We start from the raw sequence: 21,834 nt of genomic DNA on the forward strand, positions 1-21,834 counted from the left end.
CTGCGCCGGTGGAGATCTCCGAGCACCTCGACGCCCTGCGCCGCGAAGGCGCCCTGCTGGCCGACGCGGCCGGCCGCACCGACCTGGACGCCCCGGTGCCGACCTGCCCCGGGTGGCGGCTGCGCGACCTGCTGCTGCACACCGGCCAGGTGCACCGCTGGGCCGCCGCGATCGTCCGCGACCGGGTACGGCAGCCACCGGACGAGGCCGCCACCCGGGCGGTCTGGGGTCCGGACCCGGACGACGGCGACCTGCTCGGCTGGTTCCGGGACGGACACGCCGCCCTGGTCGCCGAGCTCGAGCGGGCCCCGGCCGGCCTGGACTGCTGGAGTTTCCTGCCGGCGGGCTCGCCGCTGGCGTTCTGGGCCCGGCGGCAGGCCCACGAGACGGCCGTGCACCGGGTGGACGCCGAGTCCGCCGCCGGGCCCGCCGAACCGACCGCCACCGACCCGGCGTTCGCCGCGGACGGCCTGGCGGAGCTGCTGACCGGGTTCCTGGTCCGCCCCCGCGGCCGGCTGCGCAGCGAGCGGACCCGCACCCTGCGGGTGCGGGCCACCGACCTGCCGGTGTCCTGGCTGGTGACGATCGGCCGGGGCCCGGTCGAGGTCACCGCGGGCGAAGGGGCCGCCGGGGACGAAGGGGTCCCCGGGGGCGAAGGCGCCGGCCCGGCCGACTGCACCGTGAGCGGCCGCGCCCACGACCTCTACCTGCTGCTCTGGAACCGGCTGCCGGCCGACCGGGCCGAGGTGGCCGGGGACGCCTCGCTGCTCGACCTGTGGCGCGAGGGCTCCCCGATCCGCTGGGGCTGAGCGCCGGCCGCGGACCGCCCGGTGCCCGGACGGGTCACTGCGCCCACGGCGCCGGGCGGCGCTCCAGGAACGCCCGCATGCCCTGCTGCGCCTCCTCGGAGCCGAACAGCCGGGCGGACTGCGTCACCCGCTCCTCGCCGTCCCGCTCGAACGAGGCCACCTTGTCCGCGGTGACCAGGCGCTTCGACTCGGCGAGGCCCTGCGGCGAGCCGAGCCGGATCGCGTCCAGGACGGTCTTGAGCGCGGTCTGCGGGTCCTCGGCGGCCTCGGTGACCAGGCCGATCCGGGCGGCCTCCGCGGCCTGGAAGGTCTCGCCGGTCAGGTAGTACCGGGAGGCGGCCCGCGGCTCGAGCAGCGGGCGCAGCGGCAGCGAGATCACGGCGGGCGCCAGGCCGAGGCGCACCTCGGTGAAGGCGAAGGTCGACGCGGGCCCGGCGATCACCAGGTCGGCGGCGCCCAGCAGGCCGAGGCCGCCGGCCCGGACGTGCCCGTCCACCACGGCGATCACCGGCTTCGGGCAGTCGACGATGGCGCGCTGGAGGTCCACCAGCCCGCGCGGGCCGACCGTCGGGTCGGCGCCGGTGGCCTCCGACAGGTCGGCGCCCGCACAGAACACCTTGCCGGTGTGGCCGAGCACCACGGCCCGGACGGCGGGGTCGGCGGCGGCGTCCGCGAGGCCCTTCGCCAGCTCGGCCATCAGCCGGGTGGAGAGCGCGTTGCGGTTGTGCGGGGAGTCCAGCTCCAGGGTGGTGACGGCATCGGCGGTGGTGATGCGGACGAAGGGGACCTCGCGGGTCATCGCGGCTGCCTGCTTTCCGGCTGAGGGTGGGTCGGACGCTGGGCACTCTCGCACGAGGCACTCGCCCCGGGCCAGGGAGCCCCGGAAAACCGCTGGTCGGCGGCGGGTCGGGACCGGCAGGATCGGCCGGGTGACCGACCGACTCCTGCTGCTCGCGCCCCGGGTCAACGAGACCGGCCTGCAGCTGCTCACCGCCGCCCGCCGCCGGGGCCTGCGCGCCCACACCGCCACCCGCTGGGCGGTCCCCGAGGAGCTGCGCGGCCTGCGCCCGGCGCACCTGTACGGCGGGCCGCTGTTCGCGGACGCGGTGGGCGCGGAGCTCGGCATCGGCGCGCTGGAGGACCCGGCGGGCTGGCTCCCGTCGCTGCCGTACGGGCTGACCGGGCGCCGGGTCGCGCTCGGCACGCTGGCCGGGGCGCGGCGGTCGGCCGGGCCGGTGTTCGTCAAGCCGCCCGGCGACAAGCTGTTCGCGGCCCGGGTGTACGAGGACGGCGCCGGCCTGCCCGCGCCCGGCACCCTGCCGGAGGACCTGCCGGTGCTGGTCAGCGAGGTGGTGTCGTTCGAGCGGGAGTACCGGCTGTTCGTGCTGGACGGCGAGGTCCGGACCGGCAGCCGCTACCAGTCCCGCGGGCGGCTCGACGTCGTCCCGCTGGAGGACGACCCCGACCGGGCCGGGGTGCTGGCGTTCACCGCCGAGGTCCTGGCCTGCGGCGGCCTGCCGAGCGCGGTGGCGGTCGACGTCGGCCGGCTCGACTCCGGCCGCTGGGCGGTGGTCGAGGCCAACTCGGCCTGGGCCTCCGGCGGTTACGGCTGCGACCCGGACGCCGTCCTCGACGTGGTCCTGCGCGCCGCCGGCCCGGCCACCGACGTCCCCCCGGCCGACCGCCCCCACCTGCGGAACCTGCCCACGGTCGTCCGCTGACGGCGGGCCGTCCGGCGCCGGGCCGCCCGCGGGCCTCAGGCCGCGACGGCCGGGGTCCGGCGGTGTTCGGCCCAGCGGACGGTGGGGCCCATGGCGAGGGCGCCCGCCGCGAAGAGGGTGCCCAGGAGCAGCCAGCCGAGCAGTCCGTGGCCGATCAGCAGCCAGGTGACCAGGGCCGGTCCGAGCATCATCGCGGCGGCCTGGCCGGTGTTGAACACGCCCTGGTGGGCGCCGTGGGCGCCGTCGGCCGCCAGGTCGTAGCCGAGCGACCAGGTGCCGGCCTGGCCGAGCACCTCGCCCAGGGCCTGCAGCGCGACCCCCGCCACCACCAGCAGGGCGGCGGCGGCCGCGGGCAGCCCGTGGGCGAGCGCCAGCACCACGCAGGAGCAGGCCACCAGCAGGCCGCCGCGCCGGAAGGCGCGCGCCGCCGCGGAGGGCCGGTCGACGCTGCGGGTGGCGCGGACCTGGAGGGCGATCACCAGCACGGTGTTGACCAGCATCGAGCCGGCCACCATCGCCCGCGGCGCCTCGGTCTGCTGGACGACCCACAGCGGCACCCCGACCTCCAGCATCGCGAACTGCAGGGTGAGGACGCCGTTGAGGGCCGTGACGGCCAGGTACGGCAGGTTGCGCAGGGCCGGGTTGGGGCCGGTGCGCCCGGCCGGGCGGCCGTCCGCGGCGGCCCGGGGGCGGTCCGGGACCAGGACCGCGAACAGCACGGCGACCACGGCGAACGAGGCCGCGTCGGTGATCAGCGCGGCGAGGTAGGCACTGCGGGTGTCGGCCTCCAGGACGAGCGCGGCCAGGCAGGCCCCGAGGGCGATCCCGACGTTGGTGACCGAGCGCAGGTAGGCCCGGCAGGCGACCCGGTCGTCGGGCGGCAGCACGTCGGCGTAGAGGGCGGCGCGCACCGCGGTGGCACCGCGGTCGGCGGCGGCGGTCACGCAGGCGAGCGGGACGAACAGGGCGTAGCCGTGGATCAGCGTGTAGCCGGCGGTGCCGAGCGCCTGCACGCAGACCAGCACGATCAGCACCGGCCTGGCGCCCCAGCGGTCCGCGGCCCGGCCGGCGGGCACGCCCGCGAGGACCCCGCAGAGTCCGGCCGCGGTGAGGCCGAGGCCGACCTGCGCGGCGCCGAAACCGAGCATCCGGGTGAACCAGAGCACCCCGAGCGTCATCGACAGGCCGCTGCCGAGGGTGTTGACGAAGACGATCACGCTGAGCCGGCGGACCACGGGTTCGGGGTGCAGCAGGCGGGCGGGCAGGGTGAGGAGGCCGGCCGGGCCGGTGGTGCTGGTGCTCATGGCATGATCAGACCTCGGGGCGGGCAGCCGGGGTAATGATTTAGCCCCGGCCTGAAACCTGGGGGGCGTGTGCACCGGTTCCGGCTCGGTCTGGACGCGCTGGCCGCCGTCTCCTTCGCCTGCTCACCGCTGCAGGAGGCGGTGCTGAGCCTCCAGATGTGGACCCGGCCCGGGCGCCACCCCCACCAGCGGCCCTGGTTCGAGCCGATGCGGCCCGCCTTCGAGCGGCTGGACGGCACGCTGCTGCGGTCGCTGGTCGCCGACAACGGCTACGTACCGGACTTCCTGACCCCGCGTCCGGCGGTGCCGTTCCCGGACGTCCGGGCGGAGCTGGCCGAGGTACGGGCCCTGCCGCCCGGGGAACTGGCCGGGCAGCTGGCCCGGACGTTCGCACCGGGCCGCCGGCCGGTGCCCGCGCCGCTGGCCGCCGGCCTGGCCGACCCGGCGCGGCTGCTGGCGCGGATCGCCGACGCGCTGGAGGAGTACTGGGAGCGGTGCCTGCACCCCGTCTGGTGGCCGCAGGCCCGTTCGGTGCTGCACGCCGACCTCGTGCACCGCTCCCGGGTGCTGGCGGAGCGCGGCGCGGCGGCGGTCTTCCGCGACCTGGACGGCCGGCTGCACTGGGCGGAGGGGGTGCTGACGATCGGCCGGGGCTGCCGGCACGGCGACGTGGACGTCGAGGTGGGCCGGCGCGGCCTGGTGTTCCTGCCGACCTGCTTCGCCCGCGGCGCGATCAGCTCGATCAGCGACCGGCATCCGCCGGCCATCAGCTACCCGGCCCGCGGGCAGGCCACCCTGGGCGGTGCCGGGCGCCCGCCGGCCGCGCCGCAGGCCCTGGAGCAGCTGGTCGGCGGCCCGAAGGCGCGGCTGCTGGCGCTGCTGGCCGAGCCGTGCTCGACCACCGAGCTGGCCCGCCGGCTCGGCGTCACCCCGGGTGCGGTCAGCCAGCACCTCGCGGTGCTGTCGGCCACCCGGCTGGTGACCCGGGCCCGGCACGGCCGCACCGTGCTGTACGCGCGCAGCCCGCTCGGCGACCAGCTCTGCCGCTGACCGGCGCCGCCCCAGCAGATCTCCCAACTCCCTTGTGGTCTGGACCTGTTGACGGTCCGGCCCGGTCCACCTACAGTGCCAGTGGCTCCCCGGCACCCCTGTACGGATCCCCCACACCACACAGGGAGCACCGATGCTCGTCCGGTCGAGGCACCACGCCAGGGGCAGACTCCTGGCCCTGCTGGCTTCGCTCGTCCTTCCGCTCGCCCTGCTCGCCGCCACCCCCGCGCACGCGGCGGGGAAGCTCACCGCCGTCTTCACCAGCGCCGACAACGGCTCCTGGTGGAAGGGCACCTTCGTGGTGCACAACGACAACGCGACCGCCGTCACCGGCTGGACGCTGGAGTTCGACCTGCCCGCCGGGGTGACGATCAGCAGCAGCTACAACGGCACCGCGACGGTCGCCGGACGCCACGTCAGCGCCGTCAACGCCTACTACAACGGCACCGTGCAGCCGCACGCCACCACCGAGCCCTACAGCTTCTGGTTCGTGGCCACCGGCCCGATCACCGCCCCCGTCAACTGCCGGATCAACGGCGACAAGTGCGACGGCACCCAGGACGTGCCGCCCGGCGCGCCCGGCACCCCGCAGGTGACCGGCGCGACCGCGCACAGCCTCGCGCTGAGCTGGCCGGCGGCCGCGCCCGGCGACTTCCCGGTCGCCTCGTACGAGGTGCTGTCCGGCGCCACCGTGCTGGCCACCGCCCCGGGCACCACCGCGACCGTCACCGGGCTCACCCCGGCCACCGGCTACAGCCTGACCGTCCGCGCGAAGGACACCCGCGGCGGCACCGGCCCGGCGAGCGCCGCCGTCACCGCCCGGACCGTCGACCCCGCCACCGATCCCGTCCCGCCGACCGCGCCCGGCAGCCTGCGCGCCACGGCCGTCACCAGCTACGGCCTGACGCTGGCCTGGGACGCCGCCACCGACAACCAGGGGGTCGCCGCCTACGACCTGTACCAGGACGGCATCCGGGTGCAGACCGTGACCGGCACCACGGCGGCCGTCACCGGCCTGGCCCCGGCGACCGCCTACACCTTCACGGTGAAGGCCAGGGACGCCGCCGACAACGCCTCGCCCGCCTCCGCCGCCCTCACCGTCACCACCGGCGACCTGGCCGGTGCGGGGAAGTACACCCGGGTCGGCTACTTCACCCAGTGGGGCATCTACGGCCGCCAGTACTTCGTCAAGAACCTCGACACCTCGGGCAGCGCGGCCAAGCTCGACGTGATCAACTACGCCTTCGAGAACATCGACCCGGTCAACCTGACCTGCCTGGCCGGCGTCACCAAGGGCACCACGGCCGACCCGCAGGACCCGGACCAGGGCACCGGGGCCGGCGACGCGGACGCCGACTACGCCCGGCCGTTCAGCGCCGCCCAGTCGGTCGACGGCGTGGCCGACGACGGCTGGGGCCCGCTGCGCGGCAACCTCAACCAGCTGAAGAAGCTCAAGGCCAAGTACCCGAACCTCAAGGTGGTGGTCTCGCTCGGCGGCTGGACCTACTCCAAGTACTTCAGCGACGTGGCGGCCACCGAGGCCTCCCGGCAGAAGTTCGTCAAGTCCTGCGTGGACACCTGGATCAAGGGCGACCTGCCCGCGTACAACGGTGCCGGCGGGCCCGGCGTCGCGGCCGGGATCTTCGACGGCATCGACCTGGACTGGGAGTGGCCCGGCTCCCCCGACGGGCACCCCGGCAACCACTGGTCGGCGAACGACAAGGCCGGCCTGACCCTGCTGCTGGCCGAGTTCCGCAAGCAGCTGGACGCCCTCGGCGGCCCGCACCGGCTGCTCACCGCGTTCACCCCGGCCGACCCGGTCAAGATCGGCCAGGGCTGGGACCTGACGAAGATCTTCAAGTCCCTGGACGTGGCCAACATCCAGGGCTACGACTTCCACGGCGCCGGCAGCGACAACTCCTGGGAGCCGAACCGCACCGGCCACCAGGCCAATCTCCGGCCCGACGCCCAGGACCCGTACGGCTTCCACTTCAGCGTCGACGGCGCCGTGCAGACCTACCTGGGCGCGGGCGTCGACCCGCGCCGGCTGACCATCGGATTCCCGTTCTACGGCCGCGGCTGGCAGGGCGTCACCGACGGCGGCGCGAGCGGCGAGTGGCAGGCGGCCTCGGGCGCGGCGCCGGGCCAGTTCGCCGAGGAGGCGGGCACCCGCGGGTACGCCAACCTGCTGGCGAGCGTGCCGAACCTGACCGTCCACCACGACACCCAGTCGGTCTCCACCTACGGCTACACCGGCCCCGGCGGCCAGTGGTGGACCTTCGACGATCCGTGGTCGATCGGCCAGAAGACCGCCTACCTCAAGTCGAAGAACCTGCTCGGCGCGATGATCTGGGAGATGTCCGGCGACACCCCGTCGGGCACGCTGATCACCGCCCTCGACAGCGGCCTCAGGTGACCGCCGGGCTCAGCGGCCTCAGGTGACCGCCGGGTCCCGGGGCGGGCGGCGCACCGCGCCCGCCCCGGGACCCGTACGGCCGCCCGTACGGCTCAGCGGCCGGCGACGGCGGCCAGCTTGCGGGCCGCCCGGTGGTCGCGCATCACCTCGGCGAAGCTGGTGTGGCCCTGGGTCGCCCGGGCGAACGCCCGCCAGGCCGCCGCGACCAGGCAGACCGCCGCGTGGAAGACCTGCGGCCGGCGCTCGAAGGCCGCGAGCATCACCTTGCCGGCCCGCATCTCCACACCCAGCCCGGCCTTGATCGCGAACGCGTAGTTGAGCGCCTGCCGGCGCACGTCCGCCCCGCCGTCCGCCTCCGCCACCTTGACGGCCCACTCGCCGGCCAGCCGGCCCGAGCGCAGCGCGTACGAGATGCCCTCGCGGGTCCACGGCTCCAGCAGCCCGGCGGCGTCACCGGCCACCAGGACCCGGCCGCGGGACAGCGGCGAGTCCTCGGCCCGGCACCGGGTCAGGTGGCCCGACTCGACGCTCGGGGTGAAACCGGCCAGCCCGAGCCGGCGGATGTAGTCGGCCAGGTACTCCTTGGTCCGCTCGCCGTCGCCGCGCGCCGAGATCACCCCGACCGTCAGCGTGCCGGAGTCGGTCTTCGGGAACACCCAGCCGTACGAGCCGGGCAGCGGGCCCCAGTCCAGGTGGATCCGGCCCGCCCAGTGCCGGGAGACCGACTCGGGCACCGGGATCTCCGCCTCCAGACCGAGATCGATCTGGTCGAAGCTCACCCCGACGTGACGTCCGATCCGGCTCGCCGAACCGTCCGCGCCGACCACCGCCCGGGCCTCGACCCGGCGGCCGTCGGAGGTGGTGACGAAGACCGTGCCGCCGCCCTCGCCGTCCGGCTGCTCCACGCCGGTGACGGTGACGCCGGTGACCAGCACGGCACCGGCCTGCTCGGCGGACTGCGTCAGGCGCAGGTCGAACTCGTCCCGGTTGACCAGGCCGAACAGCATCCGCTTCGAGCGGCGGGTGCGGGTGTACCGGCCGTTCAGCGCGAAGGTGACGGCGTGGATGCGGTCCTGCAGCGGCAGCTTGAAGTCCGGCGGCAGGCTGTCCCGGGAGAAGCCGATGATGCCGCCGCCGCAGGTCTTGTAGCGGGGGTGCTCGGCCTTGTCGAGCAGCAGCACCCGGCGGCCCTGCGCGGCCGCGGCGTACGCGGCGGAGGAGCCGGCCGGGCCGGCGCCGACCACCACCACGTCCCACACGCCGCCCAGCGGATCGGGTCCGGCGGCGCCCGTTTCGGTGTCGGGGCCGCTGTCGGAGTCGGTGAAGTCCATCGGGTCCTGGCCAAGCGAGCTACCGGTATCAGTCACGTCGGCCAATGGTAGACGCCCCGGCTCCGGACGATCGCAGGTGGCGGCCCCAGCGGGCCCCGGGAGCCCGCCCGCTGACGCCGGTTAGGGCCGAGTCGGGACGCTTTGCCGGTCGAGGGTCGGCGTCCGGTGCGTGCTACCGGCGAGCCGGGCGTCACGTCGGACCGAAGGCCGCCTGACGCGGCGCCGAACGCCACCGGACGCCGCGGGGCCCCGCCGACGCCCCGCCCGGCCGCCGGACCCGCTCCCGTCCGGCACCACCCGTACCCGGCACCACCCGTACCCGGTACCACCCGGCCGCCGCAGGGCCGCTCGCCGCCGGCGCACCCGAACCGGCCGCAGGCCGCGCGCTCACGAGGCTCCCCGGTCCGCCGTCCGCACCGGTCCCACCGCCGTTCGCCACCCCCGGCCGGCCCCGGGACCGGCCCCGCGCAGCAGCGTCCGGGCGGCCAGCCCCACCGCCAGCCCGGCCCCGGCGCCGAAGCACAGCTCGTCGATCCGGCCGCCCCGGCGCCGCGCCAGCCGGTGCGCCGCCCCGACCGCTGCCGCCGCCCACGCCACCCTCCGCACCGCCGCCCGCTCGGCGGCCTCGGCCGCACGGGACACGGCGGACACGGCGGACACGGCGGTGGCCGGGCCGGCCCCCGCCGCCGCGTACCGCGCCAGCGCCGCCAGACCCGCCAGCGAACTCCCGTACTGGAGTGCCGTGTACAGCGGCACCCCGGCGACCCGCCGGTCCAGCACCGGCAGCAGCCGGACGCCCGCCCGGTCCCGGTGGGTGAAGGCGTCCCAGCCGAGGTGGCCGGCCGCCCCGATCGCCGCCGAGAGGGCGAACGGCCCCGGCCGGGGCGGACCGCCGCCCGCCGCGGCCGGGATCCAGCCGACCGGCAGCAGGGCGGCCACCGGCCCGCGCCACAGCAGGTGCCACCCGGCCGCCAGCGCCGCCGTCAGGGCGACGTCCACCGTCGGCGCGGCCCACCAACGGTGCGTCAGCCCGCCGTAGCGGTAGACCCCGGGCAGCAGCGATTCGGCGAAGAACGGCACGTCGGGCGCCATCGAGCCGGCCACCAGCGCCGAGGCCACCAGCGGGCCGCGCTCCCCGGCCCGGCGCAGCAGCACCAGCACCGCCGCCGGATGACTCAAGGTGAACGGCATGTGTCCATCCTCCCCGCCCCGCCGTCCGCCGCATCCGCTGTCGGTGCCGGTCGATACGCTGCGGGGATGACCTCCTACCACCGGCGGTACGCCGACGGCGAGCACGAGGCCGTCTGGGCGGAGCTGCGCGCGCTCGGGGCGGTCCCCGACGCACTGCGCGAGGACGTCGCCGCGGTCGCGGAGTCCACCATGCGGCGCGCCGACCGGCAGATCGGCCGGATCGAGGAGCAGCTTGCGGGGCTCGGCTTCGCCCCGGCCTGGCTGGTCCGGGAGCGGCCGACCGGCGGCTGCCTGGCCACGCTCGACCGGCTGACCGCCGAGATCGGGCGGCTGCCGGCGGCCTACGAGGCGGGGCTGCGGGTCCTCGGCGGGGTCTCCTTCGTGGGCGACTGCGCGGCCCTCGGTCTCGGCCACCGGCACCCGGCTCCGGCCGGCCCACGGGGGCACGCCGCGCCGCCCTACCCGGACCCGCTGTGGCTGCCGTCGGTGGAGTGTCTGCGCGAGGAGTGGGAGGAGTACCGCAAGGACGCCGGCGAGTACCCGGTCCTCCCTCCCGAGGACGGCTTCCACCAGGGCTTCCCCGACACCCCGCACCGGGCGGACGGGCCGCGCCGGGCCTACGTCAGCGGCGCCGGTTTCGACCTGGCGCTGCCGGACGACTGCGCGGACCCGGTCGTCGACGGGGTCGGCGGCCGGCCGGGGATCACGCTGGTCGGGTACCTGCGGACGTCGATCGCCTGGGGCGGCTTCCCCGGCTGGTCGTTCGCCGCCCCCGAGCGGGTGCCGCCCGCGCTGGCGGCGCTGCGGGCCCGGCCGGACTTCTGAGCCGGCGGGCACCCCGCGCAGCCGCGCCGCGCCCGTCCGCCCGGACCCCGCCGCGCACACCTGCGGGGCTCCCCGAGGCCCTCACCCGGCGGGCACCCCGACGGCCGCCGGGAGCCCGGCCTCCAGGTACCGCAGCCGCCCCTGGGCCCGGGCCTCCAGGGCACCGACCAGCCGGCGGTGCCGGTTGGGCGGCAGCAGGCGGGCGGCCTCGTCCGGGGTGACGAAGCGCCAGCCGCGCAGTTCGTCGCGGGGCAGCCGGATCCGGGCCCGGGCCTGCTCGTCCAGCCGTCCGCCGTCGAACATCAGCCGCAGGCCGCCCCGGCGGGGCCCGGTGCAGGGTTCCCAGTCGACGGCGAGCAGGCGCAGCGCGGCGGAGTCCAGGTGCAGGCCCAGCTCCTCCTCGGTCTCGCGCAGCGCAGCGTCGCTGGGCGCCTCCCCGCGTTCCACCACACCGCCGGGGAACTCCCAGGACGGCTTGTAGACCGGGTCGACCAGCAGTACCCGGCCCTGCTCGTCGAAGAAGAGCACGGCGGCGGCCACGGTGTCCCCGGTGGCGTCGTCGCTGCGCACGATGGGGCAGCGGGCGTCGCCGCCCTCGACCAGTTCGGCGAGCCGTTCGGCGGTCTGCCGGGGGGTCAGGCCGGAGGTGTCGAGCAGGTGGGCGTCGCGGGCGAGCCAGCGTCTGGCCTGGCGGTAGCGGGGCAGCTGTTCGAGCGAGCGGTCGCGGAGCCGCTCGGTCCGCCCGGGGTGGCCGGAGGGTTCGTCGCGCGCCCCGATGCGGTCCAGCAGGATCGTTTCCTCTGGGTCCAGCACGATGTGGTGCACCGCCAGGCCCCGGGTGGCCAGCGCACCGAAGATCTCGTCCCGGTAGTCCTCGCGCAGCAGGCTCATCGGCACCACCAGCGGGCCCGGGACCTCGGCGAGCAGGGCCGCCGCCACCTCCGGCACCAGCCGCCGCCAGGACGGCAGGTCCTGGATCTCGGAGACCGGTACGAACCGGTCGGCCGGCAGCACCCGCCGCAGACCGGCCCCGACCAGGGCGGGGTCGAACAGCAGGCTCCCGGGCAGGAGTTCCACCAGTTCCCGGCAGGCGCTGGTCTTGCCCGCCCCGTACGGACCATTGACCCAGACGATCACTGTCTCCCCTGTCGTCGGCCCCGCCCGGCGCGGCCGCGCCGGACGCCTGACGCCGCGCCGTCCGGCGGCCACGCCCACCCCAGGTGGTACCCGCGCCCGCCCGGTCCCCATGCCTGGGACCTGTCCGCCGCCGGTCCGCCGCCGCCGCGCGGGCGGCGCCGGGACCTCCCCCGCGCCCCTCGGAGCGCTCAGGTGCCGGTCTGGAGCAGCTGCTTCTTCAACACCTTGCCCAGGGCGTTGCGGGGCAGCTCGTCCACCAGCACCACCCGGCGCGGCCGCTTGTGGACGGAGAGCCGTTCGGCCACGAACGCCGTCAGCTGCTCCCCCGTCACCGGCCCGTCGGCGATCACGTACGCGACCACGGCCTGGCCGAGGTCGCTGTCGGGGGCCCCGACCACGGCCGCGTCCGCGACGGCCGGGTGGTCGCGCAGCGCCGCCTCCACCTCGCCCGCGCCGATCTTGTACCCGCCGCTCTTGATCAGGTCGACCGAGGCGCGGCCGACGATCCGGTGGAAGCCGTCGGGCCCGACCACCGCGACGTCGCCGGTCCGGAACCAGCCGTCGGCCGTCCAGGACTCGGCGTCGGCGTCCGGCCGGTTCAGGTAACCGGAGAACAGGGTCGGCCCGGCCACCTGCAGCTCGCCGACGCTCTCGCCGTCCGCGGGCAGCGGCTCGCCGTCCTCGCCGACCAGCCGGGTGCGCACCCCGTCCACCGGCAGGCCCACGCTGCCGGGGCGGCGTTCGCCGTCGGCCCGGGTGGAGACGGTGATCAGCGACTCGGTCATGCCGTAGCGCTCGACCGGGGCGTGCCCGGTGACCGCGGCCAGCTGCTCGAACACCGGCACCGGCAGCGGGGCGCTGCCGGAGACCAGCAGCCGGGCCCCGGCCAGCGCGCGTGCCGCGGTGTGGTCCGCCGCCACCCGGGACCACACCGTCGGCACGCCGAAGTACAGGCTGCCGCCCGCGCCGGCGTACGCCGCCGGCGTGGGCCGTCCGGTGTGCACCAGCCGGCTGCCCGTGCGCAGCGCGCCGAGCACCCCGAGCACCAGGCCGTGCACGTGGAACAGCGGCAGGCCGTGCACCAGGGTGTCCTCGGCGGTCCACCGCCAGGCCGCGGCCAGCGCGTCCAGATCGGCGGCGACCGCCGAACGCGGGATCAGCGCCCCCTTGGGCGGGCCGGTGGTGCCGGAGGTGTAGAGCACGAAGGCCGGACGGTCCCCGGCGGGCTCGGCGAAGGAGCCGCCCGAACGCGCCGTCAGGTCGACCGGCAGCGCCTCGATGTCCTGCCCGCCCTCGCCCGCCGCCGCGCCGTCCGCCCCCGAGCTGCCCGCCGCCTCGTCGCCCGCCGGCACGGCCAGCAGGGTCGCGCCGCAGTCGCGCAGGATGTGGCCGCGCTCCTTCGGCCCGGAGTCGGGCGCCAGCGGTACCACGGGCACCCCGGCGAGCAGCCCGCCGACGACCGCCACCACCGTCTCGGCGGCCGGCCGCGCCAGCACGGCCAGCGCGGGGGCACCGGCCACCCGCTGTGCCACCAGCGTGGCCGCCCCGAGCAGCTGCTCGCGCGACAGCGCCCGGCCGTCGACCACCAGTGCGTCCGCCGCGTCGCCGAAGCCGCCTTCAAGTGCCGTCAGCAGTCCCATGCCCGGGAGCCTACCGGCGCACCGGTGCCCCGCGCGGGCCGATCGCCCCCGCACTCCGGCGCACGCCCGGCCGGCCGCGGCGGCCTCGCTGCGGCGGCCTCCCCCGACCGGCCCGACGACCCCGCCCCGGCCGAGCGCCCGTCAGGCCGCCCGCCACGCCGCCCGTCAGGGTGCCGTCAGCACCGCCCGGAGCCGGCCGATGTCGCGCCGCCACAACTCGCCGTGCCCGGCGTCGTCCCAGAGCGCGGCCAGCTCGGAGTCCCCGGCGGTGACCCGGTCCAGCGCGCGGACGGCGAGCGGCCGCAGGTCGCCGGGCAGCTCCGGCAGCGCCTCCTTGGGCCCGTACGCGGAGCCCGACCCGGCGCCGGACCCGGCGCCGCCCGCCAGCCGCGCGGCGACCAGCGCGGCCGCGGCGACGGCCGGTGCGCCCTCATCGCCGTCCAGGTACCCCTCCGCGGTGGCCGCCGCCTCCAGGGCCGCCCGGAGCAGCCCCGCACGCTCCGCCTCGCCCGCCCGGTCGAGGCTGCCGCAGAAGTCCGCCGCGCTGTCGTTGTCGAAGGGTCCGAGATCCCAGGTTCCCATGCTGCTCTCCCACGTCCGGTGATCCACACGGTCCCGGTCCGCCCGGTCCGTCCGCATCGTGGCACGGCCGACCGACACTCCACCGCCGGTCCACCAGGCCCGGCGCCGACGCCGGGCACGCCGAAGGGCGCGGCCCCGGGATCCGGGTGCCGCGCCCTTCGGCGAGGTGCTCGGCGGTCAGCCCTTGCGGGACTTGACCTCACCGGTCAGCTGGGGCAGGACGGTGAACAGGTCACCGACCACGCCGTAGTCGACCAGCTCGAAGATCGGCGCCTCGGGGTCCTTGTTGATGGCGACGATGGTCTTCGAGGTCTGCATGCCGGCCCGGTGCTGGATCGCGCCGGAGATGCCCGCGGCGACGTACAGCTGCGGCGAGACCTGCTTGCCGGTCTGGCCGACCTGGTTGGTGTGCGGGTACCAGCCGGCGTCGACGGCGGCACGCGAGGCGCCGACGGCCGCGCCGAGCGCGTCCGCGAGCTCCTCGACCACGCCGAAGCCCTCCTTGGCGCCGACGCCGCGGCCGCCGGAGACCACGATCGCGGCCTCGGTCAGCTCCGGGCGGCCCGAGGACACCCGCGGGGTGCGCGCGGTGACCTTGGCGGCCTTGCCGGTGAACTCCACGGTGACGTTCTCGACCGCGCCGGCGGCCGGGGCGGCCTCGGGGCTGGTGGAGTTCGGCTTGACGGTGATGACCGGCGCGCCCTTGGTGACCTTGGACTTGACCTGGAACGAGGCCGCGAACACCGACTGGGTGGCGACCGGACCGCCGTCGCCGGCCTCCAGGTCGACGGCGTCGGTGATGATGCCCGAGCCGAGGCGGAGCGCGACCCGGGCCGCGATCTCCTTGCCCTCGCCCGAGGAGGTGACCAGCACCGCGGCGGCGTCGGCGGCCTTGGCGATCTGGGCCAGCGCGTCGACCTTCGGCACCACCAGCAGGTCGGCGAACTCGGCGCCGTCGGCGACGTACACCTTGGCCGCGCCGTACTCGCCGGCCTTGGCGGCGATCTCGGCGGCGGCGGAGCCGGCGCCCAGGACCACGGCCGAGGGCTCGCCGATCCGGCGGGCCAGGGTCAGCAGCTCGAGGGCCGGCTTGCGGACCGCGCCGTCGGCGTGGTCGACGAGAACGAGAATCTCACCCATTGCTCAATGTCTCCTGTATCTCCTGGCTGCCCGGCGCATCGTGCCCGGCAGCCACCACGTCCAACGGGTCAGATGAACTTCTGCTCGGCGAGGAAGGTGGCCAGCTGCTTGCCGCCCTCGCCCTCGTCCTTGACGACGGTGCCGGCGGTACGGACCGGGCGGGCCGTGACGGCCTCGACGGCGGTCCAGGAGCCGGCCAGGCCGACCTCGTCCGCCTCGATGTCCAGGTCGTCCAGGTCCAGCGACTGCACCGGCTTCTTCTTGGCGGCCATGATGCCCTTGAAGGACGGGTAGCGGGCCTCGCCGGACTGGTCGGTGACCGACACGACGGCGGGCAGCTCGGCCTCGACCTGCTCGGTGGCGGCGTCGCCGTCACGGCGGCCCTTGACCACGCCGCCCTCGACCGAGACCTCGGAGAGCAGGGTGACCTGGGGCAGGCCCAGGCGCTCGGCCAGCAGCGCCGGCAGCACGCCCATGGTGCCGTCGGTGGAGGCCATGCCGCAGACCACGAGGTCGTAGCCGACCTTGTCCAGGGCCTTGGCGATGATGGCGGAGGTGCCGATCACGTCGGTGCCGTGGATGTCGTCGTCGTTGACGTGGACGGCCTTGTCGGCACCCATGGACAGGGCCTTGCGCAGGGCGTCCTTGGCGTCGTCCGGGCCGACCGTCAGGACGGTGACCTCGGCGTCGCCGGAGGCCTCGGCGATGCGGAGCGCCTGCTCCACGCCGTACTCGTCCAGCTCCGAAAGGAGGCCGTCCACGCCCTCCCGGTCGGTGGTGGTGTCGTCCGCGAAGCGACGGTCACCGGTCGCGTCGGGCACGTACTTCACACAGACAACGATCCTCAAGCTCACGGCCTGTCTCCTGTACTGGTCTCGTCCGGCGGCTGCGGCTGTGCAATGGGCGGAGCTGACGCTTCCAGGCCCACGCGGGCTGCGTCTTCCTGAGCCCGTCCGGAACTTCCTGGCAGCATACTCGCCAGTAGCTTAGCCGTCACTACTGGCCAGTAGCTTAGCGCTGCCCGGACCCCGGCCGACCGCCCCGCACCCCGCCCGACCCCGGATGCGACGCCCGGACGGAAGGGGGACGGAACGGCTGCACTGCCGTCTTCGCCCCATCCTGCCCCAGTGCGGCCCGCATACCACCTGACTGGGCGGCAGATGGGCTGTGAGATTGAAGGTCTTGACAGGCAGCGGGCTGACGACCGCTCCGCCGCGCCCCCCGCCGACCACCGCGGCGGCACGCCCGACCGGACCTCAGACCGCCTCGCCCAGCGCCGCGATCACGTCCGCCCGCCGGGGCTGCCCGGCTGCCCGCCGCACCACCCGGCCCCCGGCGTCCAGCACCAGCACGGTCGGCGTCCGCAGGATCTCCAGCCGCCGGACCAGCTCCAGCCGCTCCTCGGCGTCCAGCTCCAGGTGCGCCACGCCGTCCACCATCGCGGCCACCTCGGCCAGCACCCGGCGGGTCGCCCGGCACGGCTGGCAGAACGCCGTCGAGAACTGCACCAGCGTCGCCCGCTCCCCCAGCTCCGCCCCCAGGTCCGCGGCCGACAGCCGCACCACCCCGTCCTTCGCCCGCACCCGCAGCCTCCCGTCCCGCGCGGCCCGCCACAGCCCGAAGACGCTCGCCAGTACGAGCACCGCCGCGCACACCACCCATCCGGTCACCGCCCCAGTGTGCGCCACGGCCGGGGGCGACCGGGCGGGCAGGGCCCTCGCCCCGGCGGCCGCGGGCCCCGTACGATCACCGGGTGGACTCCCTCCCCGCCCGGACGACCCGGCTGACCAGCCGCCGCGTGGTCGACCTGTGCCGGGCCACCGCCTCCCGCTGTCGCTGACCCCGCTCCGCCGTCAGCCGCCGCCGGTCCGGCCGGCCGCCCCCACCTCGCAGTACCCCGGAGTCCCGCATGCAGATCGACCCGCGCGGGCCGCGTTTCGCCGCCGCGCTCACCAGCCTCCTGCTCGCCGCCGCCCTGATCACCGGCAGCGGCCCCCTGCTCGCCGCCCAGACCGCCGTGTTCGCCGTCGGCGCCCTGGCCGGCCTGGCGTACTCGCCCTACGGCCTGCTCTACCGCCACCTGCTGCGGCCCCGGCTCGGCCCGCCGCGCGAGCTCGAGGACGCCCGGCCGCCGCGCTTCGCCCAAGGCGTCGGCCTGGTCTTCACCCTCGTCGGCACCACCGGGTACCTCACCGGCGCCGACCTGCTCGGCCAGGTCGCCACCGCCCTCGCGCTCGCCGCCGCCTTCCTCAACGCCGCCTTCGGCTACTGCCTGGGCTGCGAGCTCTACCTGCTGACCCGCCGCGGCCGCGACCGCCTCACCACCCGGCGGGCCGCCGCCGGGTGAGCGCGACCCGACGCACCAGGTGAGACACAGGTCTCAGGGCTGCCGGGAACCCCGCGGCAAATCCCGGCAGCCGGACCCGCTCAGGTGACAGCGGGCACCCCTTCGAGGGATCATCTCCGAGTAACACACCCGTGGCCGCTGCCGCGTGCCGCGTCTCGGACGGCCCCGACCTGCGCCCCGGGTACCACCTGACCGGGCACCAGCCCGTGGGAAGTAGGGCTGACGTGGCAGAGTTCGTGTACCCGCCGGTGATCCGCGCCGCGCTCACCTGCTTCCGCGCGCTGGACGTGCGGATCAGCATCGTGGGCGCCGAGAACATCCCCGCCACCGGCGGGGCGGTGCTGGTGAGCAACCACATCAGCTACCTGGACTTCCTCTTCGCCGGACTCGGCGCCTTCAAGGGCGGCAAGCGCAAGACCCGCTTCATGGCCAAGGACGACGTCTTCAAGCACCCCGTCTCCGGCCCCCTGATGCGCGGCATGAAGCACATCCCGGTGGACCGCGCCGACGGCCAGCCCGCCTACGAGGCCGCCGTCAAGGCCCTGCGCGACGGCGAGGTGGTCGGCGTCTTCCCCGAGGCCACCATCAGCCGCTCGTTCACCCTGAAGAAGTTCAAGACCGGCGCCGCCCGGATGGCCGCCGACTCCGGCGCCCCGCTGCTCCCGGTGATCCTCTGGGGCACCCAGCAGCTGTGGACCAAGGGCCGCCCGAAGACCCTCACCAAGCGCCACGTCCCGGTCACCATCATGATCGGCGAACCGATCGAGCTGACCGCCCAGGACAAGCCCGTGATGGTCACCCGCCGCCTGCGCGCCGCGATGACCGAGATGCTCGACCGCGCCCAGCGCGAGTACCCCGGCAAGCCCGCCGGCCCCGACGACACCTGGTGGCTCCCCGCCCACCTCGGCGGTACCGCGCCCACCCTGGAGGTCGCCGAGGCCGAGGACGAGGCGGAGAACGCCGAGAAGGCCGCCCGCCGCGCCCAGCGCTGATCCGCCGCGGATCCCGCCCCGGGGGCCGGGCCGCGTTCCCCCGGGCCGCGTTCCCCCGGGCGGCTCAGCGCGCCGGGCGCCACATCGTCGTCACCACGTGCCCGGTGGCGGTGGTGATACGGCCCCGGGCGGTGAAACCGACGCTCTCGTACCGCGCCAGGTTGGCCGGGTTGGACGACTCCAGGTAGGCGGGGGCCCCGAGCGCGTCCACCCGCTCGAGGCCCTGGGCGAGCAGCCCCATCCCCAGGCCCTTGCCGCGGTGGGCGGTGTGGGTGCCGAGCAAGGTCAGGTAGAAGTGCGGCTCGGCCGGATGCGCCTCCTCCAGCTGGGCGCCGATCTCCATGACCGCCCGGGCCACCGCCGGCCCGGCCTGTTCCGTCAGCAGCCCCTCCAGGCCGTCCTCCTCCTCGGGCGTCAGCTCGGTCCCGCCCGGCGGGATCCACACCGACACCGCCTCCACCCCCGGCGTCACCAGCGTCCACGGGTAGCGCTGCGCGGAGGCCAGGTAGACCCGCCACATCGCCGCCGCCTGCCCGGCCCGCCGCCGCACCTCGGGGAAGGCCGGGCCCCACAGCGGATCGTCGAAGAAGGCGGTGGTCAGGGTCTCGACGGCGGCCCCGAGGTCCGCGGGTCCCGCCACCCGGGCCGGGCCGGGCTGCTGTCCGGTGGTCATCCGCCCACCCTAGGCCGGAGTGCGGGATCCGGTCCGCCCGCCACACGGGCCCCGCACCGGCCTAGGCTGGACGACCATGACGACGAGCGACTCCCTCGCGACCGGCCAGCGTTCCCTCGGCGACCCGTCCGTCCGCTACCCGCTGTGGCCGCCCCTCACCACCGGCTGCCCGGCCACCGCCACCGAGCAGCTCGCCTACCCGGTCGAGGTCGACTACGCCTACGACCGGGTGGACCCCGCACTCTTCGACCGCGCCGCACCCGTCCCGCCCGGCCTCGACCGCTGGGCACCGCTGCTCCCCCCGCTGCACGCCCCGGGCCTCGGCGAGGGCCGTACCCCGCTGGTGCAGATCGGTCCCGGACTGTACGTCAAGGACGAGTCCCGCAACCCGACCTGGAGCCACAAGGACCGGCTGAACCGCGTCACGGTCAGCGCCGCACTCGGCGCGGGCGCACCCGGCATCGTCGCCGCCTCCTCCGGCAACCACGGCGCCTCCGCCGCCGCGTACGCCGCCCGGGCCGGACTGCCGTGCGTGGTGCTCGCCTCGGCGACCATGCCCGGCGCCGTCGCATCCTTCCTGCACTCCTACGGCGCGGTCGTCCTCCCGGTCGACGAGGCGGCCCGCTGGCCGCTGATGCGCCGGATCGTCGAGCGGACCGGCTTCCACCCCGTCAGCAACACCACCGTCACCCACACCGGCCACGGCTTCGGCCCCGAGGGCTACAAGACCGTCGCGTACGAGATCTACCTCGACCTGGGGGTCCCGGACGCCGTGTTCGTCCCGACCGGCTACGGCGAGCTGCTGTTCGGCGTCTGGAAGGGCTTCACCGAGCTGCGGCGACTCGGCCTCACCGACCGTCTGCCGCGGATCTTCTCCTGCGAGCCGGCCAGTGCCGGTCCCCTGGCCGCCGCCGTCCGGGCCGGCCGTCCCGCCGCCCGCGTCGGGACCGGCCCGACCGACGCCTACGCCATCTCCTGCGAGGTCGGCGGCTTCCGCGGGGTCCTCGCCCTCGAACGGGACGCGGAGCGCGCGCTGCTCGTCGACGACCGCCAACTGCGGGCCGCACAGGGCGAACTGGCCCGCCAGGGCCTGTGGGTGGAACTGTCCGCCGCCGCCGGGCTCGCCGGCTTCACCGCGCTCGGGGGTACCGCGGCCGTCGACGGCGTCACGGTGTGCGTCACCACCTCCAGCGGCTTCAAGGACCGCGGTGTCGGCAACCACCCCGTCGCACCGGTCGACGCCACCTGGTCCGCCGTCGAGGCCCGGCTCGCCGCGGCCGGCATCACGGTCTGACCGGGCCGGGACCTCCGGGCATCCGGCCGTCGGGCGCCTGGGGCGCGCTTCCGCCAACCGGGCCGGTTGAGGTAGACCTGACACGGCTTCAGCCGCTCCGCGGCCCACTCCGAGCAGGGAGTCCCGTCACCATGTCCGAGATCACGCACCGCATCGTCCGATCCAGCAGCGGCCTCCGGATGCGCGTCGCCGAAGCCGGCGAAGGCCCCCTCGTCCTGTTGCTGCACGGCTTCCCGGAGAGCTGGTACTCCTGGCGCCACCAGCTCACCGCGCTCGCCGACGCCGGGTACCACGCCGTCGCCCCCGACCAGCGCGGCTACGGCGCGACCGGCGGCCCGGACGCCGTCGACCAGTACAGCATCCTGCACCTGGCCGGCGACGCCCTCGGCCTGCTCCCCGCCCTCGGCGCCGAACGGGCCGTCGTGGTCGGCCACGACTGGGGCGCCCCGGTCGCCTGGCACACCGCACTGCTCCGCCCGGACCTGGTCCGCGGCGTGGTCGGGCTGTCCGTACCGCCGTTCCCGCGCGCCGACAAGCTCCCCACCGCCACCCTGCGCCACCTGATCGGCGACGCCTACTACATGCTCTACTTCCAGCAGCCCGGCCCCGCCGAGGCGGAACTGGCCCACGACCTGCCGACCACCTTCCGCCGGATGTTCGCCGGTCACGCGCGGCTCGGCGACAGCGGTCTGCCACTGGTCCCCGAAGGCGGCGGCTTCCTCGACCTCTTCGAGGACCCGGCCGAGCTCCCGGACTGGCTGACCGAGGCCGACATCGACTTCTACACCGCCGAGTACACCGCCCACGGCTTCGCCCGCCCGCTCAACTGGTACCGCAACCTCGACCGGAACTGGGAGCTCACCTCCGCCTGGCACGGCGCCCGGATCGAAACCCCCGCCCTGCTGATCGCCGGCGAACGCGACCTGGTCGTCGCCGCCCCGCACGCCCGGGACGCCCTCGACGGACTCCACCACCACGTCCCCCGGCTCCAGGAGATCCTCTGGCTCCCGGGCACCGGCCACTGGACCCAGCAGGAACGCCCCAAGGAGGTCAGCGAGGCCCTGATCCAATTCGTCCAGGGGCTCGACGACTGACAACTCCGCCGGACATCGGTCCGGAAATGCGAGAAGCCCCTCCGGGACACCCGGAGGGGCTTCTACTGAAAAATTGTTCGGCGGCGTCCTACTCTCCCACAGGGTCCCCCCTGCAGTACCATCGGCGCTATGAGGCTTAGCTTCCGGGTTCGGAATGTAACCGGGCGTTTCCCTCACGCTATGACCACCGAAACACTATGAAACTGTCAACCGCACCACACCACATGACCTGCGGTGTGGGGTCGTTGTTTCAGAACAACACAGTGGACGCGAGCAACTGAGGACAAG

Annotated in this window: 20 protein-coding genes and 1 rRNA gene; 9 read left to right on the top strand and 12 right to left on the bottom strand. The window is 75.7% G+C overall.

The window, feature by feature from the left end; all coding sequences use genetic code 11:
* Positions 1-8: 8 nt before the first annotated feature.
* A complete protein-coding gene (locus AC2TEW_RS28120) occupies positions 9-809 on the top strand; it encodes a maleylpyruvate isomerase family mycothiol-dependent enzyme (protein WP_484626161.1) in 801 nt (266 codons plus the stop codon).
* Between the two features lie 34 nt (positions 810-843).
* Here the strand turns inward: AC2TEW_RS28120 and AC2TEW_RS28125 are convergent, their stop codons facing one another.
* Positions 844-1,608: an enoyl-CoA hydratase family protein gene (locus AC2TEW_RS28125; RefSeq protein WP_484626162.1), complete on the bottom strand. Its 765-nt coding sequence runs from the start codon at positions 1,606-1,608 to the stop codon at positions 844-846.
* Between the two features lie 130 nt (positions 1,609-1,738).
* Between AC2TEW_RS28125 and AC2TEW_RS28130 the strand changes: the two genes are divergently transcribed.
* A complete protein-coding gene (locus tag AC2TEW_RS28130; protein ID WP_484626163.1) occupies positions 1,739-2,530 on the top strand; it encodes an ATP-grasp domain-containing protein in 792 nt (263 codons plus the stop codon).
* A 35-nt stretch (positions 2,531-2,565) separates the two neighbouring features.
* On the opposite strand, the gene AC2TEW_RS28135 is transcribed toward AC2TEW_RS28130, so the two are convergent.
* The gene (locus AC2TEW_RS28135; RefSeq protein ID WP_484626164.1) at positions 2,566-3,834 is read right to left on the bottom strand and encodes an MFS transporter; all 1,269 of its coding nucleotides are present in this window, start codon (positions 3,832-3,834) and stop codon (positions 2,566-2,568) included.
* A gap of 69 nt (positions 3,835-3,903) precedes the next feature.
* Here AC2TEW_RS28135 and AC2TEW_RS28140 point away from each other — a divergent pair, with 69 nt between their 5' ends.
* Both AC2TEW_RS28140 and AC2TEW_RS28145 read left to right on the top strand, forming a co-directional pair.
* A complete protein-coding gene (locus AC2TEW_RS28140; protein WP_484626165.1) occupies positions 3,904-4,884 on the top strand; it encodes an ArsR/SmtB family transcription factor in 981 nt (326 codons plus the stop codon).
* A gap of 133 nt (positions 4,885-5,017) precedes the next feature.
* On the top strand, positions 5,018-7,300 hold the full coding sequence (locus AC2TEW_RS28145; protein WP_484626166.1) for a glycosyl hydrolase family 18 protein: 2,283 nt from the start codon (positions 5,018-5,020) through the stop codon (positions 7,298-7,300).
* Between the two features lie 92 nt (positions 7,301-7,392).
* On the opposite strand, the gene AC2TEW_RS28150 is transcribed toward AC2TEW_RS28145, so the two are convergent.
* Positions 7,393-8,631 (bottom strand): geranylgeranyl reductase family protein, encoded by a 1,239-nt coding sequence (locus AC2TEW_RS28150; protein ID WP_484626183.1) that lies wholly within the window; start codon positions 8,629-8,631, stop codon positions 7,393-7,395.
* 387 nt (positions 8,632-9,018) lie between these two features.
* The gene (locus tag AC2TEW_RS28155; protein ID WP_484626167.1) at positions 9,019-9,822 is read right to left on the bottom strand and encodes a DUF4184 family protein; all 804 of its coding nucleotides are present in this window, start codon (positions 9,820-9,822) and stop codon (positions 9,019-9,021) included.
* Between the two features lie 66 nt (positions 9,823-9,888).
* Here AC2TEW_RS28155 and AC2TEW_RS28160 point away from each other — a divergent pair, with 66 nt between their 5' ends.
* Positions 9,889-10,647, top strand: a complete 759-nt coding sequence (locus tag AC2TEW_RS28160) for a hypothetical protein (RefSeq protein ID WP_484626168.1) — start codon at positions 9,889-9,891, stop codon at positions 10,645-10,647.
* A gap of 81 nt (positions 10,648-10,728) precedes the next feature.
* Here the strand turns inward: AC2TEW_RS28160 and AC2TEW_RS28165 are convergent, their stop codons facing one another.
* From AC2TEW_RS28165 to AC2TEW_RS28190, 6 genes are all read right to left on the bottom strand, one after another.
* Positions 10,729-11,784 carry an NUDIX hydrolase gene (locus AC2TEW_RS28165; protein ID WP_484626169.1) on the bottom strand — a complete coding sequence of 352 codons (1,056 nt, stop codon included), beginning with the start codon at positions 11,782-11,784 and terminating at the stop codon, positions 10,729-10,731.
* A 188-nt stretch (positions 11,785-11,972) separates the two neighbouring features.
* On the bottom strand, positions 11,973-13,424 hold the full coding sequence (locus AC2TEW_RS28170) for an acyl-CoA synthetase (protein WP_484626170.1): 1,452 nt from the start codon (positions 13,422-13,424) through the stop codon (positions 11,973-11,975).
* A 165-nt stretch (positions 13,425-13,589) separates the two neighbouring features.
* Entirely contained in the window at positions 13,590-14,006 is a 417-nt protein-coding gene (locus tag AC2TEW_RS28175; RefSeq protein WP_484626171.1) for a DUF4259 domain-containing protein, read from the bottom strand.
* A 177-nt stretch (positions 14,007-14,183) separates the two neighbouring features.
* Entirely contained in the window at positions 14,184-15,146 is a 963-nt protein-coding gene (locus AC2TEW_RS28180; protein WP_484626172.1) for an electron transfer flavoprotein subunit alpha/FixB family protein, read from the bottom strand.
* 68 nt (positions 15,147-15,214) lie between these two features.
* Entirely contained in the window at positions 15,215-16,000 is a 786-nt protein-coding gene (locus AC2TEW_RS28185; RefSeq protein ID WP_484626173.1) for an electron transfer flavoprotein subunit beta/FixA family protein, read from the bottom strand.
* A 402-nt stretch (positions 16,001-16,402) separates the two neighbouring features.
* The gene (locus AC2TEW_RS28190) at positions 16,403-16,816 is read right to left on the bottom strand and encodes a TlpA family protein disulfide reductase (RefSeq protein ID WP_484626174.1); all 414 of its coding nucleotides are present in this window, start codon (positions 16,814-16,816) and stop codon (positions 16,403-16,405) included.
* A 239-nt stretch (positions 16,817-17,055) separates the two neighbouring features.
* On the opposite strand from AC2TEW_RS28190, the gene AC2TEW_RS28195 reads away from it, so the two are divergent.
* Both AC2TEW_RS28195 and AC2TEW_RS28200 read left to right on the top strand, forming a co-directional pair.
* Positions 17,056-17,493 (top strand): DUF4395 domain-containing protein, encoded by a 438-nt coding sequence (locus AC2TEW_RS28195; RefSeq protein ID WP_484626175.1) that lies wholly within the window; start codon positions 17,056-17,058, stop codon positions 17,491-17,493.
* Between the two features lie 224 nt (positions 17,494-17,717).
* A complete protein-coding gene (locus AC2TEW_RS28200) occupies positions 17,718-18,485 on the top strand; it encodes a lysophospholipid acyltransferase family protein (RefSeq protein ID WP_484626176.1) in 768 nt (255 codons plus the stop codon).
* A gap of 64 nt (positions 18,486-18,549) precedes the next feature.
* Here the strand turns inward: AC2TEW_RS28200 and AC2TEW_RS28205 are convergent, their stop codons facing one another.
* On the bottom strand, positions 18,550-19,158 hold the full coding sequence (locus tag AC2TEW_RS28205) for a GNAT family N-acetyltransferase (RefSeq protein WP_484626177.1): 609 nt from the start codon (positions 19,156-19,158) through the stop codon (positions 18,550-18,552).
* 76 nt (positions 19,159-19,234) lie between these two features.
* Here AC2TEW_RS28205 and AC2TEW_RS28210 point away from each other — a divergent pair, with 76 nt between their 5' ends.
* Together AC2TEW_RS28210 and AC2TEW_RS28215 are read left to right on the top strand one after the other, a co-directional pair.
* Positions 19,235-20,452 carry a threonine synthase gene (locus AC2TEW_RS28210; RefSeq protein ID WP_484626178.1) on the top strand — a complete coding sequence of 406 codons (1,218 nt, stop codon included), beginning with the start codon at positions 19,235-19,237 and terminating at the stop codon, positions 20,450-20,452.
* A gap of 131 nt (positions 20,453-20,583) precedes the next feature.
* Complete coding sequence (locus AC2TEW_RS28215; RefSeq protein WP_484626179.1) at positions 20,584-21,546, top strand: alpha/beta fold hydrolase; 963 nt, start codon at positions 20,584-20,586, stop codon at positions 21,544-21,546.
* 75 nt (positions 21,547-21,621) lie between these two features.
* Here the strand turns inward: AC2TEW_RS28215 and rrf are convergent.
* Positions 21,622-21,738 (bottom strand): 5S ribosomal RNA (gene rrf, locus AC2TEW_RS28220).
* Between the last annotated feature and the right edge of the window lie 96 nt (positions 21,739-21,834).

The sequence above is a fragment of the Kitasatospora sp. NEAU-CNBT7 genome (assembly GCF_057220535.1).